This window comes from Microbulbifer agarilyticus, from assembly GCF_019800665.1.
Classification (GTDB): domain Bacteria; phylum Pseudomonadota; class Gammaproteobacteria; order Pseudomonadales; family Cellvibrionaceae; genus Microbulbifer; species Microbulbifer agarilyticus_C.
This window is the reverse complement of record NZ_JAHVKO010000003.1, coordinates 120525-134193: the sequence shown is the minus strand read 5'-3', so window position 1 is coordinate 134193 and position 13669 is coordinate 120525. Positions and strand designations below refer to the sequence as shown.

Annotated in this window: 15 protein-coding genes; 3 read left to right on the top strand and 12 right to left on the bottom strand. The window is 58.9% G+C overall.

Annotated elements, in window-relative coordinates; translation table 11 throughout:
* Window positions 1–10 precede the first annotated feature (10 nt).
* Window positions 11–1099 carry a sensor histidine kinase gene (locus KUV22_RS06280; protein ID WP_222229442.1) on the bottom strand — a complete coding sequence of 363 codons (1089 nt, stop codon included), beginning with the start codon at window positions 1097–1099 and terminating at the stop codon, window positions 11–13.
* A gap of 134 nt (window positions 1100–1233) precedes the next feature.
* Here KUV22_RS06280 and KUV22_RS06275 point away from each other — a divergent pair, with 134 nt between their 5' ends.
* A complete protein-coding gene (locus KUV22_RS06275; RefSeq protein WP_222229441.1) occupies window positions 1234–1698 on the top strand; it encodes an EVE domain-containing protein in 465 nt (154 codons plus the stop codon).
* Between the two features lie 38 nt (window positions 1699–1736).
* On the opposite strand, the gene KUV22_RS06270 is transcribed toward KUV22_RS06275, so the two are convergent.
* The 4 genes from KUV22_RS06270 to bioD all read right to left on the bottom strand — a co-directional run bounded on the left by KUV22_RS06270 (window position 1737) and on the right by bioD (window position 5448).
* Window positions 1737–2405: a nitroreductase family protein gene (locus tag KUV22_RS06270; RefSeq protein WP_222229440.1), complete on the bottom strand. Its 669-nt coding sequence runs from the start codon at window positions 2403–2405 to the stop codon at window positions 1737–1739.
* 64 nt (window positions 2406–2469) lie between these two features.
* Window positions 2470–2697, bottom strand: a complete 228-nt coding sequence (locus KUV22_RS06265) for a DUF3094 family protein (RefSeq protein ID WP_222229439.1) — start codon at window positions 2695–2697, stop codon at window positions 2470–2472.
* Between the two features lie 104 nt (window positions 2698–2801).
* Window positions 2802–4577, bottom strand: a complete 1776-nt coding sequence (locus tag KUV22_RS06260; protein ID WP_222229438.1) for an acyl-CoA dehydrogenase C-terminal domain-containing protein — start codon at window positions 4575–4577, stop codon at window positions 2802–2804.
* A 169-nt stretch (window positions 4578–4746) separates the two neighbouring features.
* On the bottom strand, window positions 4747–5448 hold the full coding sequence (gene bioD / locus KUV22_RS06255; protein WP_077399907.1) for a dethiobiotin synthase: 702 nt from the start codon (window positions 5446–5448) through the stop codon (window positions 4747–4749).
* A 364-nt stretch (window positions 5449–5812) separates the two neighbouring features.
* Here bioD and KUV22_RS06250 point away from each other — a divergent pair, with 364 nt between their 5' ends.
* Complete coding sequence (locus KUV22_RS06250; RefSeq protein WP_222229437.1) at window positions 5813–6304, top strand: L,D-transpeptidase family protein; 492 nt, start codon at window positions 5813–5815, stop codon at window positions 6302–6304.
* A gap of 194 nt (window positions 6305–6498) precedes the next feature.
* On the opposite strand, the gene dnaB is transcribed toward KUV22_RS06250, so the two are convergent.
* The 5 genes from dnaB to rpsF all read right to left on the bottom strand — a co-directional run bounded on the left by dnaB (window position 6499) and on the right by rpsF (window position 10274).
* Window positions 6499–7944, bottom strand: coding sequence for a replicative DNA helicase (gene dnaB / locus KUV22_RS06245; RefSeq protein WP_222229436.1), 1446 nt, complete (start codon window positions 7942–7944; stop codon window positions 6499–6501).
* A 264-nt stretch (window positions 7945–8208) separates the two neighbouring features.
* Window positions 8209–8655 carry a 50S ribosomal protein L9 gene (rplI, locus tag KUV22_RS06240; protein WP_222229435.1) on the bottom strand — a complete coding sequence of 149 codons (447 nt, stop codon included), beginning with the start codon at window positions 8653–8655 and terminating at the stop codon, window positions 8209–8211.
* A gap of 34 nt (window positions 8656–8689) precedes the next feature.
* Complete coding sequence (locus KUV22_RS06235) at window positions 8690–9514, bottom strand: hypothetical protein (protein ID WP_261319238.1); 825 nt, start codon at window positions 9512–9514, stop codon at window positions 8690–8692.
* A 67-nt stretch (window positions 9515–9581) separates the two neighbouring features.
* Entirely contained in the window at window positions 9582–9812 is a 231-nt protein-coding gene (rpsR, locus tag KUV22_RS06230; protein ID WP_010133305.1) for a 30S ribosomal protein S18, read from the bottom strand.
* Window positions 9813–9824: 12 nt separating this feature from the next.
* Window positions 9825–10274 (bottom strand): 30S ribosomal protein S6, encoded by a 450-nt coding sequence (gene rpsF, locus KUV22_RS06225; protein WP_222229432.1) that lies wholly within the window; start codon window positions 10272–10274, stop codon window positions 9825–9827.
* A gap of 364 nt (window positions 10275–10638) precedes the next feature.
* Here rpsF and KUV22_RS06220 point away from each other — a divergent pair, with 364 nt between their 5' ends.
* Entirely contained in the window at window positions 10639–11496 is an 858-nt protein-coding gene (locus KUV22_RS06220) for an alpha/beta fold hydrolase (protein ID WP_222229430.1), read from the top strand.
* Window positions 11497–11612: 116 nt separating this feature from the next.
* Here KUV22_RS06220 and KUV22_RS06215 read toward each other — a convergent pair whose 3' ends face one another.
* Together KUV22_RS06215 and KUV22_RS06210 are read right to left on the bottom strand one after the other, a co-directional pair.
* Window positions 11613–12926: a tetratricopeptide repeat protein gene (locus KUV22_RS06215; RefSeq protein ID WP_222229428.1), complete on the bottom strand. Its 1314-nt coding sequence runs from the start codon at window positions 12924–12926 to the stop codon at window positions 11613–11615.
* A 47-nt stretch (window positions 12927–12973) separates the two neighbouring features.
* On the bottom strand, window positions 12974–13666 hold the full coding sequence (locus tag KUV22_RS06210) for a hypothetical protein (RefSeq protein WP_222229426.1): 693 nt from the start codon (window positions 13664–13666) through the stop codon (window positions 12974–12976).
* Window positions 13667–13669 lie beyond the last annotated feature (3 nt).

Here is a 13669-nt window from a genome sequence, read left to right as displayed (position 1 = left end):
GATAATCCTGTTATTCCTGTTCAAACGGAATGCGCAGATGCACACTCAGCCCGCCTTCCGGGCGGTTGCAGAAGCGGGTCTTCTGCTCGTCACCATAGAGCGCACGCAAGCGCTCACAGGTATTGCGAATACCAACACCGCTACCCTGCCCCAAACCTGCCAGCTCTTTCTCGGACACGCCCGGGCCATTGTCGCTGACTTCGATCAGCAGCTCGCCGGCAAACACCCGCGCCTTGATGGTTATCTCCCCGCCCCACTCGCGCTGGGAAATACCGTATTTAATCGCGTTTTCCACAATCGGTTGCAACAGCAGGCTCGGCACCAGTGCGCGGGGTGCATCACCTTCGAGGTCGATATTGATCTGCAGGCGGTCGGCGAAGCGCACCTTTTCAATGTCGAGATAAAGCATCAGCGCCTCGACTTCCTTCGCTAGCGTCACCTTTTGCATGGGGTCGTTATCCAGCGAGTGGCGCAAAAACTGCGACAGGCGGGTAACCATGCTGTTGGCGGTCTTGCCATCCTGATCCAGGATCAGGGTAGAAATCGCATTCAGGGTATTGAACAGGAAGTGCGGGTTCAGCTGATAGCGCAGCATCTTGAGCTGTGACTGGTGCGCGATGGACTCCGCTTTCAGTGCCTTTTCCTGCTGCTGCTGAGATGTCTGGTAGTACTTGATGCCGTAGTAGAGCGCGGTCCAGGTCATGTAGATCAGGAACGAGTAGGAGAACCAGTAGACCGACATCACCAGCGGGTGCTCGTCGCTCTCCTTACCGTACAGCCACAGGTTGCCCCCAAACTTTATCGCCGCCCACAACGCTGCCGCCAGGATGATGACTCCGAGGGAACCGATCAGGCGCGTAGCCGGCGGCTTGTCCCACAGACGCTGGAATCCACGGCGCATGCCTTCCGACAGAGCAATACCCGATGCCGTGGCCACGGCGAGGTAGCCGCAGTACAGCAGGTGATTCTCCACCCAGAAGAAGCCGCCGATAAACGTCAGCAGCGTATAGCCCGCCCAGCCGCTGCACTGCAGCGCCCAGTACTGGTGGCGCTCACTTGCCAACTTGTCGGAAAGCCAATTAAAAACAGAAGTACCCATATTTCTCCAAAAGTGCGCACGTATTGCGCCAATCTGGGAAAATAGCCTAAATGAGGAACGCGGTGAACGAAATACCACCAACCGCAGCAATCTGACAGGTTGCCGCAGAAATCGCGCAGATTTGGGGGATAACGATGAATTACTGGCTGTTTAAGTCGGAACCGGATGAATACAGCCTGGATGACCTGAAGCGAGAGCCCGGTCATACAGGCCGCTGGGATGGCATCCGCAACTACCAGGCGCGCAACTTCCTGCGCGACTCGGTACAGGAGGGCGACGGCGTGCTGTTCTACCACAGCGCCTGCAAGGTCCCGGCAATTGTCGGTACCGCCAGTGTGGTGCGCGGTGCCTACCCGGACCCGGCCCAGTTCGACCCGGAGAGCAAATACTTCGACCCCAAGGCGACCGCAGAGCAGCCCCGCTGGTACTGCGTGGATATCCGCTGGCAGAGCGCCTTTGCGCGGCCAGTGCCGCTAAAAGACGTCAAGCAGAACCCGGCCCTGGAAGAGATGGTGCTGGTGAAGCAGGGGCGGCTTTCTATTCAGCCGGTAAAAGCGACGGAGTGGCGTCTCATCGAGAAACTAGGAGAGGCCGGCTAAAATATCGCGCCGACCCTCTAAGTTGCACTAGCGGTGCATTAGATAAATTCGGCGATTTCTTCAAGCGGCTTCTTCTGGATCGCCGGCACTTCGGCGCCGTCTTCCGGCAGCCCTGCTACCACGATCATATAGGGGCGCTCATCGCTGGGGCGAACGAGGATCTGGTTGAGAAACTTCATTGGGCTCGGGGTATGGGTCAAAGTGGCAACACCGGCGTTGTGCAATGCTGCCAGCAGCATACCGGTGGCGATGCCCACGGATTCCGAGGTGTAGTAATTCTTCAGCTGCTCACCCGCCTCACCTTGGGAAAACTTCTTCAGGAAGATCACGATCAGGTAGGGTGCCGTTTCCAGAAATGGCTTGTGTGCATCGGTCCCCAGCGGCGCCAGCGCGTCCAGCCACTCTTCCGAGGCGCGCCGTTCGTAAAACTCGCGCTCTTCCGCTTCAGCAGCGATACGAATTTCTTTCTTTACCGCTTCTGACTCCACCACACAGAAGTGCCAGGGCTGCATATTGGCCCCGCTGGGTGCACTGCCAGCGGTACGCACCGCGTCTTCAATCACCGCGCGCGGCACCGGTGCACTGGAAAAATTGCGCACCGAGCGTCGCTGCTTCATCTGCTCATAAAATGCTTTGGCCCGCGCGGCCTTGGTCGCATCGTCAAGCTGCTCAAATTGCAGCGGGATAAATTCTTCGGCTTCAGCCATGACAGTCAATTCCTATTTCGAATCTGGCGCTTGTTGCACAAAACCCGCTTTATACAATGCCACGTTACACAACGCCTTTAGTGCCCGCGATAAACAGGCTGAGCAGGGACAGCAGGGTCAGCACAATCAGAATAATGCCGAGTAACAGAAGTGGTCGGAATGGCTTGCGTTCGACCCGGTTGTAGCCGCGGGCCAGATAGCGGTCGACCTTTGCCTGGTCTTCGTCGGAGAGTTTTTTCGGCGGAACCGAGAGATCCTCGCCCTGTTCTGGATTGGACTCAAATTTGGACATAAGCAACCCGGTATTTTTATTGTGATGCCCCGAGTGTAGGAGATTCGCCGCAATGAAAAAAGCCCCGCGAGTGCGGGGCTTTTTTGTGAACCGGGAACAGAAGATCAGAACAGTTCTTCTTCCAGGTCCATCAGGGTGTCGCTGCCGGCCACAACACTGGCTGCCAGGGCCTGAGACTTGGGCAGCAGACGCGCGAAGTAGAAACGCGCGGTCTTGATCTGCGAACGGTAGAAGTCCTCGTCTTTACCGTTGGCAACGCTGGCGATCTTGGCCCACATATAGGCGTAAGCCACATAGCCAAACAGATCCAGGTAGTCGACGGAGGCTGCGCCCGGTGCATTCGGATCGGTTTTGGTGGCCTCGATAACCGCTGCGGTCGCGTCTTTCAAACGCTGCAACTCAACGGTCAGCGGCTGGATAAATTCGGCCAGCTCGGCATTGCCGGCATTGTCGTCGATAAACTGCTGCACGTCGGCGGCAAACAGCTCAAACAGGGCGCCACCGTTGGCGACGGTCTTACGGCCGATCAGGTCGAGCGCCTGAATACCGTTGGTGCCTTCGTAAATCTGGGTAATACGCACATCGCGCACCAGCTGCTCCTGACCCCACTCGCGGATATAGCCGTGGCCACCAAATACCTGCTGGCCAATTACGGTGCAGTCGAGGCCACGGTCGGTAAAGAAGGCTTTGGCCACCGGGGTGAGCAGTGCAACCATGGCTTCCGCCTGCTGCTTTTCCTCACCCTCGCCGTACTTGGCCAGGTCCAGCCACTTGGCGACATAGGTAGACAGTGCGCGGGCGCCACCAATGTAGGCTTTCTGGGTGAGCAGCATGCGGCGCACGTCCGGGTGCACGATGATCGGGTCAGCGGCCTTTTCCGGCTGCTTGGCACCGGACGGGGAGCGGCTCTGCACGCGGTCACGGGCGTATTCAATCGCATTCTGGTAGGAGCGCTCGGAAGCACCCAGGCCCTGGATACCCACACCCAGGCGCTCGTAGTTCATCATGGTGAACATGGCCGCGAGGCCCTTGTTCAGCTCACCAACCAGCCAACCCTTGGCACCGTCAAAGTTCATCGCACAGGTGGAAGAGGCCTTGATACCCATCTTGTGTTCGATGGAGCCACAGTTGACCGCATTGCGCTCGCCCAGGCTGCCGTCTTCGTTCACCAGAATCTTGGGCACCAGGAACAGGGAGATACCCTTGGGCCCTTTCGGCGCATCCGGCAGCTTGGCCAGTACCAGGTGAATCACGTTTTCGGACAGGTCCTGGTCGCCGCCGGTAATAAAGATCTTGCTGCCGGTAATGGAGTAGCTGCCGTCTTCCTGCGGTTCCGCCTTGGTGCGGATAATGCCGAGGTCGGTACCGGCATGCGGCTCCGTGAGGTCCATGGCTCCGGACCAGGTGCCGGCGTACATGTTCGGCAGGTACTTTTCTTTCAGCTCTTGGCTGCCGTGGGCATCGATCGCCAGGCAGGCACCGTTGGTCAGTACCGGGTACAGGGCGAAGGAGATATTCGACGCGTTCAGCATTTCCTCGACTTGGGCACCCAGCATCTTGGGCATGCCCATGCCACCAAATTCCGGGTTACCCACCAGCGCGCCCCAGCCGCCCTCACAGAAGGTGGCGTAGGCTTCAGGGAAACCTTTCGGCGTGGTTACTACGCCATCGTTCCAGGAGCAGCCTTCTTCGTCGCCGCTGCGGTTAATCGGGTCGAGGGTGTTTGCGGCCAGCTTGCCCATCTCTTCTAGAATGGCGTCGGCAGTCTCGCGGTCCGCGGTTTCCGCCAGTGCGGGCAGGCGCGCCCACAGTTTGTCTGCCTCGAATACTTCGTGCAGCAGGAAGTTCATCTCGCGCAGTGGCGCCTTGTAATCGGCCATGGTGTCGCCTCTTAGAATCGATTTTTTGGTGTGTCTGGAGGTGGCTCTGCGATGTGCAAGCCGGAGTCACTCAATCGTTTGTTTCAAACGCATGTTTGAAATCTAGGCCGAAGGGCCTCCCAAGTCAAGCCGGACCCATGGTCCGGCCTGGGGAATCAACCAAATTTGGTCAGTTGGAAGAAGATAGCAGCGGGGAGAGGTCGAGGTGGGCGGCGCCATTGCGGTAGTCGCCAGATTCGTCGTGCGGCAGGGTACCGAGGCATGGCGCGGGAAGAATTGCCCGCAGGGTCATCAGGTTTTCCTCAGCGCGGGCCATATCTTCCTGCGGGCCGCGCACAAAGTTTGCCACCCAGCCGGCCAGCGGCAGGCCGTCGCGGCGAATAGCTTCAGCGGTCAGCAATGCGTGATTGATGCAGCCCAGTTCGATACTCACCACCAGAATGACCGGCAATTCCAGCGCACGTGGCAGATCCGACAGGAACTGACGGGGGGCCAGGGGCACCCGCCAGCCACCGGCGCCCTCGATCAGTACCAGATCGGCGCCACTACTCATGACGCCGCGGCAGATGCCCTCAAGACGGGAAACATCCAGCCTGCGCCCTGCTTCCATCGCCGCGATATGCGGGGCGATGGCCGGCTCCAGCGCCACCGGGTTGACCTGCTCGTAGGGCATGTCCTGGTTCATCGCCTCTATCAGGGTCAGCGCATCGCTGTTGCGCAAGCCTTCGGCGGTCTGCTCGCAGCCAGACGCTATCGGTTTCACCGCCGCGGTTTTCAGGCCCTGCTCGCCTGCTGCGTGCAATAGCGCGGCAGTGGCATAGGTTTTACCGACCTCTGTATTCGTTCCGGTCACAAACAAAGTCTCGGTCACAAATTCTTCCTCATTCTTTGGTTTTTTTGTTTGACGGCTCTTTAAACGTGATCTACTTGCTGATAAATTGATCACTTAGAGCGGTATTCATACAACCCATTTCGCCAATCGAGGCCCGGGTTAGGATAATTGCCTAAAAAAGTTCCCGGACCTGGTCTGGGGTGACAGTCAGGGACAGCGCTGTCATAACGCTATTGCGTCACCAAGTCGCACCGCGCAACCACATTTCTCCGCCCGGCAGCTCGATTCTGCCAACCCGCAGAGACTCCCCGCATAAGTCAGGGATGTGGAAGTGCGAGAGCACGGAAGCTGATTGTTCAGCCCCGGAATGACACCAACAATGCCATTACTACCGACGAGAGCCATGCGATACCTGAAACTGAGTCTGATTGCCCTGTTAATGATCCCCACCCTGGCTATGGCCAAGATTAAAACCGTAGATGAGGTGGTCGTATACAAATCCAAGCACCTGATGCAGCTGAAACGCAACGGCAAGGTTGTTAAAAGCTACAAGGTGGTATTTGGTAAAAACCCAATTGGGCACAAGCAGTACGAGGGCGACTCCCGTACGCCGGAAGGCCGCTATACCCTGAACTGGAAAAAGAAAAACAGCACCTACTATCGCGCTATCCAGGTTTCCTACCCCAATGCGACGGACCGTGCACGGGCGAAAAAAATGGGCCGCAGCCCAGGTGGCGCCATCATGATCCACGGTCAGAAACCGCACTGGAAAGGTATTGAACAGTACCTGACCCGCATGAACTGGACCGACGGCTGTATTGCGGTAACCAACCCGGAGATGGACGAGATCTGGGCGATGGTGGATACCGGTACGCCGATTGAGATTTTCCCCTAAGACCCGTACGCCAGGCCCGAATTGAGGGCCGTGGCGGCAAAGCACTGGGGGCGGGTTTTCAGGACCGCTGTGAACCCATCCCTGGGCGCTTCGGCGCAAACATCCTGTTTGCGACGATCCTGAAAACCCGCCCCCAGCACTTCGCCTTCAATTTGTGCTTCTGTGCTAAGAACCAATAAAGATCGCGAAAACCTTTAGTGCTCTTCTTGGTAGTACTCTGGCGCCAGATCATCAAAGCGGGTGAATTTACCCACAAACGCCGCGCGGCAGGTACCGATCTCACCGTTACGTTGCTTACCGATGATCAACTCCGCCAACCCCTTGTCCGGGCTGTCCTCGTTGTAATACTCATCGCGGTAGATAAACAGGATCACGTCCGCATCCTGCTCGATCGCACCGGATTCCCGCAGGTCCGAGTTCATCGGGCGCTTGTTCGGGCGCTGTTCCACTCCCCGGTTCAACTGCGACAGCGCAATCACCGGGCATTCGTATTCTTTGGCCAGCGCCTTCAAGGAGCGGGAGATTTCCGAGATCTCCTGAGTACGCCCTTCGGTGCTGCCCTTAACCTGCATCAGCTGCAGGTAGTCCACCATCACCATCGCCGGCAGCGCGCGCTGTTCCGCATCTTCACGGCTCAGCTTGGGGTCTGCCTGCATCAGCTTGTTGGTGTGGTCGCGCACCGTGCGCTTCACGCGCGCGCGCACCTCTGACGGCGACAGGCCCGGGGTATCATCGATATAGAGCCCCTTGCCCTTCATCTTCTGCACGGCACTGGAGAGCTTGGGCCAATCCTCTTCCTGCAGCTTGCCGTTACGGATACGCCCCTGGTCGATCTTGCCGATGGAAGACAGCATACGCATGACCAGGCTGTCCGACGGCATCTCCATACTGAACACCAGGGTCGGCTTTTCCTGGCTGAGCATGGCGGCTTCGACGAAGTTCAGCGCCAGTGCGGTCTTACCCATGGAAGGACGGGCGGCAAGGATGATGAGTTCACCGGGCTGCCAGCCGGAGGTGCGCTCATCGAGTTCGGTGAGGCCGGTACTGAGGCCGGTGAGGTCACCCTCGGACTTGAATAGTTCGTCGATACGCTCGACGGTTTTCTTGAGCAGCGAGTCGACACCGACAAAGCCGCCCTCTTTGGCGCGGCCTTCGGCAATCTCGGCCACGCGGCGCTCGGCCATCTGTAGCAGATCGATGGAGCCGAGTCCGCCGGGATTGAAACTGGTACGGCTGATTTCGCCGGCGGCGGCAATCAGCTGACGCAACATGGAGCGCTCGCGCACGATTTTCGCGTAGGCGACGATGTTGGCGGCAGACGGGGTGTTTTCCGCGAGTTCGGCCAGGTACGCCGGGCCGCCAATGTCGGCCAGCAGGTCGCGATTGGCCAACCCTTCCGCGAGGGTAACGATATCCAGCGGCTGCTCGCCACCGGACAACTCGAGCATGACACCGAAAATAACCCGGTGGCTGGCGACGAAGAAATCTTCCGCACTCAGCTGCTCGGCAACCGCATCCAGGCGGCTGGCGTCGAGCATCAGTCCACCCAGTACCGACTGCTCGGCCTCGACCGAGTGTGGCAGCGGGGAGCTGGCGGTGGCTTCCTGGGCCTCTTCTTCTTGCGGAGCGTATTCGTTCATGTTCGCTGCTGTTCGCTGCTCTGTGTTACTACCGGTCGTTGCGGCCATTGGTTTCAGGCCTACCCCACCACGGGCTCACAAGCCAAGTGCGCCGGGGGCTGAAACCATTTGCCGGACTCACAAACAAGTCAGGCGCTGCACCCTCCATCACCGGCAGAAAACCGGCTGGGAGAATCCAGCGCCTGATTGTAGCGCGGCTAGACGGAGAACGGGCAATTCCGTTCCCCACAGGCCTCGCTATGGCGATTCGGTAACTGCAGAGCCTTATTCGGCTTCTACAACAACCTTCACGCTGCTGATTACGTCGGCGTGCAGCTGTACGTCTACGTCGTACTCGCCCAGTTCACGCAGAGCGCCTTCCGGCAGCTTCACTTCAGCCTTGCTTACTGCAACACCGGCAGCGGTAATCGCTTCCGCGATATCGCGAGTGCCGATGGAGCCGAACAGCTTGCCTTCGTCGCCAGCGTTAGCGGCGATGGTAACAACCAGTTCAACCAGCTGGGCAGCGCGGCCTTCAGCTTCGCCTACTTTCGCAGCAGCAGCTGCTTCCAGTTCAGCGCGCTTGGCTTCGAACTCAGCAACGTTTGCTGCGTTGGCCAGTACGGCTTTACCGGTAGGCAGCAGGAAGTTGCGGCCGTAACCGGCTTTTACTTCAACGCGGTCGCCCACGTTGCCCAGTTTGCCTACTTTGTCGAGCAGAATAACTTCCATCTCGGAACCCTCAGTTTCAGTTCTTGTGCGCCGCTCAGCGTTTGTCGCTTGCGCGTGCGCGAATATCAATCCAGCTATCGATCAGTGCCAGTCCGCACAGGAAACCAGCCAGCGGCAGTGCCGCAATTACCAGCATCACATACAGGGCAACCAGCGGACCGCGTCCCCAGCCCCTCTGGGCTACCAGCCAGTGGATCAAGCAGATACCTGCCACCATGATCGGGAAAGCGGCAACCGCACCCCAGAACACAAAGTGTTCACTGACCAGGCAGTAAATCCACAACAGCATGCCGGCAGCTGCGAGCGGCAACGGCATACGCAGGTTGTGCATTTCCTGCTGTAAACCACCTGGGTTGTACAACAGGGCCTGCCACCAGCGCCCCAGTAACAGAGCCAACATGGCGCTAATTACCGAGACCCAGGTCAGGTAACCGGTAGCCTGCGCTTCGCTGGTAAATGCCTTACCCAGCTGTTGCGCTTCTGGTGTGCTGGCACCGCCCGCGGCCTCATTGACCGCCTCGAGCAGGTTGCCCAGTACACCGCCAGTCACCTGCGAGGTCACCAAGATGCCCGCGGCGGTCACTGCGGTCAGCGTCACCAGTGTCCAGCTCCAGGCGCGGGTTTCGCGCAGGACCAGGGCACTCGCCAACACAGCCACAAAGTGCGTGATCGCCATGCCAGCCATCAGCGGGGACATATAGCCCGCGCCGGCTGCGGCAACAATCGGCAGTAGACCCCAGGCCAGTACAAACAGGCCGTCGCCACTGCCGCGGCGTAACCCCGCCAGTGCAAGCACTGCGGGGCTGATCAGCGGGATGCCCACCATGGTGAGGATCACCGCGCGCACGCGCGATCGCATGGCAAATTCAGCGATAGCGCGCACTAGATAGCTTCTCTATAACAATCAATACGAAGCAAAGCGATGCTTAGGCTTCGTGGCTGTCCGTGTACGGCAGCAGCGCAATGTAACGCGCGCGCTTGACCGCGGTGGCCAGCTGACGCTGATACTTGGCTTTGGTGCCAGTGATACGGCTCGGTACGATTTTGCCAGTTTCAGAAACGTAGGCTTTCAGGGTATCGAGATCTTTGTAGTCGATACGCTTTACGCCTTCAGCGGTGAAACGGCAGAACTTACGACGACGGAAAAAACGTGCCATCTGACTATCCCCTTACTCTTCGTCTTCAGTGGTGTCGGAAGACTTAGCTTCCTGGGCGCCTTCGGAAGAAGATTCTTCACGTTCGGCGCGCTCGCGACGCTCAGAGCGTTCTGCGCGCGCAGCTTTGCGCTCGCGGGACTCTTTTTCAGCCTTCATGATCGGGCTTTCTTCGGTAACCGCTTCATCTTCGCGGATTACCAGGTTGCGCAGCACGGCGTCGTTGTACTTGAAGTTGGTGGTCAGTTCGGCCAGCGCTTCTTCAGTACACTCAACATTCATCAGAATGTAGTGAGCCTTGTGGATCTTGTTGATCGGGTAAGCCAGACGACGGCGGCCCCAGTCTTCCAGACGGTGAACGTCGCCACCGCTTTCTTTGATGGTCGCAGTGTAACGCTCGACCATGCCGGGTACCTGCTCGCTCTGGTCCGGGTGAACCAGGAATACAATTTCGTAATGACGCATTTTCGCTCCTTACGGGTTAACACAGCCTCCCGGCTTGCCGCCGCCCTGTCTAATAAGTAGAAAAGTGCAGCAACCGCCCAGTGAGGCAAGGAGTACGCAACAGCACCGGGATGGGGCTATTGCGGGCGGCGTATTCTATGCCCCTGCCGGAGTGGTTGCAAGTTGAACAATGCGGCGGCCGCCGCAAATCGGGAGTCAGGTATTTGCGAGCACTCACTTACTGCGCGGCAACCACCCTGCAAGCGTCACTAGCGACAGAAAAATAGCCCAGCAAGTGGGGTGGTTCGGTCAAGGGGAACGGGAGAAAACGTGACTATAGTTTGACTCCTGGTCCCAGCTTTCCATGTCTATACCGGAGGTATTTGTGTCGGTGCAGCCCCATACCATCAACCTGCCCTTCCACGGGTTCAATGTGCCGCTGACACTAAGTAGTCCGCCCGACCAGTCATACGCCCGGCCACTGGTACTGGTGGCCCCGGCACTCGGCGTGCCGGCGATCAAGTACCAGCAACTGCTCGCCACTCTGGGTGAGCGCGGGTACCAGACCGCGATCTACGAGATGCCGGGCACCGGCAAAAGTACCCCGCACCCCAGACGGGGCAACGATTACGGCTACAGCGATCTGGTTTTCGAGCTGATCCCCGAGGTTTTGCAGGCACTGAAGAGCACGCTCGGCCACGGGCCGGCACTGATGCTGGGCCACAGCATCGGCGGGCAGACCATGACCCTGGCCGCCCGGGCCGGGTTGACCGGGGATGCGCGGGTGGTGAGCGTGGCGGCGGGTCATCTGGACTGTCGCAGCTGGCGCGGCCCTACCCGTCTGGCGATTATGGGCGCGGCACTGGCAGCACACACCAGCACTCGCCTGCTCGGCTATTTTCCTGGGCGACAGATGCGCTTTGGCGGCCGTGAGGCGGCAACACTGATGCGCGACTGGGGCAGCGGCATCCTGCGGGGCCGCTTTGCCCCGGAGGCACGTATCCCCAAGCAGGCTGCGCTAACCCACCAGCCGCTGCACCTGTGCATAAAAGGAGATCCCTTCGCCCCGGTTGGCGCCACTCGCCGGCTAGCGGCCCTGGTTCAAGGGGAAGTCCGCGAAGTCGCCCCCACCTTCCCGCACGGCAACCCGCACCTGAGCTGGATCAAGAACCCGGAGCCGGTGGTAGAAATAATTGAACAATGGATTGAGGGGGTTGGCGCGCCAGACGTCATACAGGCATAGGTCGCGAAAATAATTCTAAACAATAACAATAACGAGCAAGGACCGAAGAATAACAAGCGGGACAACACCGTAGGGGGGCACTTGTGCCCCTTCATTTTTTACCCCTTTATGCCCCCTCAGAACACGTAACTGACACCAAGGCTCAGTTCCGTCTTGTCGTAGTCGTAAATCTCACGATTCTCCCGATTGTCGATGCGCAGTAGCTTGCCATCGAGGCTCAAACGCGGCGTCAGCCGATAGCGGGTCGACACCCAGGATTTCACACGATCCGACTCGCGTTCGTATTCGAGCAACTCACCGCTGCTGTCACTGACCCGATTGGTTCCGCCATACACGCTGTAGCGATACTCCAGGCCAGCGCGCAACTCCCAGCGGCTGAGAAAGCGCCAGCGTACATCGCTGCCAAAAGCGTGGCGCGCGGGCGAGTAACTGTAATAGTCCCCGGCCGTCTGCTGTAAATCCTCGCGATCATTGGTGTCATACAGGTAGTAGATACCGAGGTCCGCGCCGAACGTATTGCGACGCGCGCGCGCCGAGAAGCGCTGCCGCCAGCCATCGAGATAGGCGTAACTCTCGCCACCTGAGTAGTAGGCAGGAATATAAGACAACTGTACCCGCACTGCGCCGAATTCCCGCGCTGCCCGCGCGGTCAGCTGCAACTGCCGGCTCACCTGCTCACCGCCGAGGGAAACCTGCTCGGCGCCACCGCCGGTCTCCAGCTGCCATCCTCGCCAACGGCTGTCGCGAATCAACGAAGCACTTAGACTTCCCAGGTTCAGGCTATCCAGCTCACTGTAGCGCCGGGTAAAACCGTAACCCTGTAATCGCCAGCCATCGATGTCATTTCCGGCAAGGCGGTACTGCCCCCAGGCAAACAGCTCGAGAAAGTTATCATCCCCGACCGCGTCTTCGCCCAGTAATTCGGTCTTCACCGCGTAAGGGTTGTTGTCGAAGCCGCCGTTGGCACTGGCCATGGCAAGCCAGGGACGCGGCACTGATGTGCGCTCCGTACTTGCCCCCAGCTGGAGCGCCGCAAGGCGTTGCAGCTTGGGCGAATCCGCGTGTTCACTCACCCGGCGAAAGTAGCGTGCAGCAAGCGCTGGATCGCCCTGCCTGCTCGCCACCAGGCCAAGATTATATTCCGCCAGATCACGCCACTTGGGCTCAGACACCAATAACCAAAAATATTCGGAGGCCTCAGCGTAGCGACCCAGTTTGTAGAGGGTGACCCCGAGATTGAACTTCAGCCGTGCACTTTTATCGCCGGTCTGCTCCATTTGCTGGAACAGGGCCAGCGCACGAGGGTAGTCACCACGTTTAAACGCACCTGCAGCGCTGGATGACTCCGCCGCGGCCAGCCGCGCGGGACCAAACACCGACACCAGCACCAACATAGTGATCAGCACAAACAACTTAATAAACTCGCGCATTCCTTGCCTCGTGAACCTGCGGGGTTTTATTCGAAGGAACTAAGGACTCAGCTACCGGTAGCGTCGCTCACATCAACCGGCTCAGTCGCCACATCCCCTCGCAAGGATTCCAGCAGTGCATCCACTTCACTCATGTCTACACCCGCGCCGGCGGGCAGACTGCCGAGAATGTCCTGCACCATCTGCTCGATCATGCCCTGCATCTCGTCGCTGGTGAGGCCATTTTTCAATGCTTCTTCGACCGCCTCACGGGCAGACTCCACCGCCTGCTGCGCCTGTTCATTTGCGGCGAGCGCAGCATTCTGCGCATCTGCCATCATTTCACCGCGCCGTTCGGCCATCTCGGCCAGCATGGCTTCCCTGCGCTCGGCAACATCGCTGGGCATCTCGTCCGAATTAGATGGGGATGCTTCGCGCGCAGCCTTAATCGCCGCAAGCGCCGCAGCGAGCCGCTGCTCCGCGAGCTCTCGCACCTCTTCGGGCAATTCAATGCTGTTGAGCAGGTCTTCGACGCTTTGCGCCTCTTCGACCACCTGCAGGGTCACATCCGGGTCAATCACATCAGTCTGCACATCGAGCATTGGACCATCATCAGGTACGGCCACCTCTTGCTGCGCAATGGCAAAATTAGACACAGACAGAGCGGCTATCGCCAAGCCAGCCAAGCCGGCAGAAACGACATGACGTGTAAATACAGAGGGGCTGCTTTGAGAAAAACGGCGTGTTTGTTTTGCTGACATAAT

What these genes read in the sequence shown, in the direction of transcription:
- rpsF (WP_222229432.1), bottom strand. Translation starts at nt 10,274, where the DNA reads ATGCGTCATTACGAAATTGTATTCCTGGTTCACCCGGACCAGAGCGAG.
- dnaB (WP_222229436.1), bottom strand. Translation starts at nt 7,944, where the DNA reads ATGAACGAATACGCTCCGCAAGAAGAAGAGGCCCAGGAAGCCACCGCC.
- KUV22_RS06235 (WP_261319238.1), bottom strand. Translation starts at nt 9,514, where the DNA reads ATGCGATCGCGCGTGCGCGCGGTGATCCTCACCATGGTGGGCATCCCG.
- KUV22_RS06265 (WP_222229439.1), bottom strand. Translation starts at nt 2,697, where the DNA reads ATGTCCAAATTTGAGTCCAATCCAGAACAGGGCGAGGATCTCTCGGTT.
- KUV22_RS06275 (WP_222229441.1), top strand. Translation starts at nt 1,234, where the DNA reads ATGAATTACTGGCTGTTTAAGTCGGAACCGGATGAATACAGCCTGGAT.
- KUV22_RS06280 (WP_222229442.1), bottom strand. Translation starts at nt 1,099, where the DNA reads ATGGGTACTTCTGTTTTTAATTGGCTTTCCGACAAGTTGGCAAGTGAG.
- KUV22_RS06210 (WP_222229426.1), bottom strand. Translation starts at nt 13,666, where the DNA reads ATGTCAGCAAAACAAACACGCCGTTTTTCTCAAAGCAGCCCCTCTGTA.
- KUV22_RS06215 (WP_222229428.1), bottom strand. Translation starts at nt 12,926, where the DNA reads ATGCGCGAGTTTATTAAGTTGTTTGTGCTGATCACTATGTTGGTGCTG.
- KUV22_RS06270 (WP_222229440.1), bottom strand. Translation starts at nt 2,405, where the DNA reads ATGGCTGAAGCCGAAGAATTTATCCCGCTGCAATTTGAGCAGCTTGAC.
- KUV22_RS06250 (WP_222229437.1), top strand. Translation starts at nt 5,813, where the DNA reads ATGCGATACCTGAAACTGAGTCTGATTGCCCTGTTAATGATCCCCACC.
- rpsR (WP_010133305.1), bottom strand. Translation starts at nt 9,812, where the DNA reads ATGGCACGTTTTTTCCGTCGTCGTAAGTTCTGCCGTTTCACCGCTGAA.
- rplI (WP_222229435.1), bottom strand. Translation starts at nt 8,655, where the DNA reads ATGGAAGTTATTCTGCTCGACAAAGTAGGCAAACTGGGCAACGTGGGC.
- KUV22_RS06260 (WP_222229438.1), bottom strand. Translation starts at nt 4,577, where the DNA reads ATGGCCGATTACAAGGCGCCACTGCGCGAGATGAACTTCCTGCTGCAC.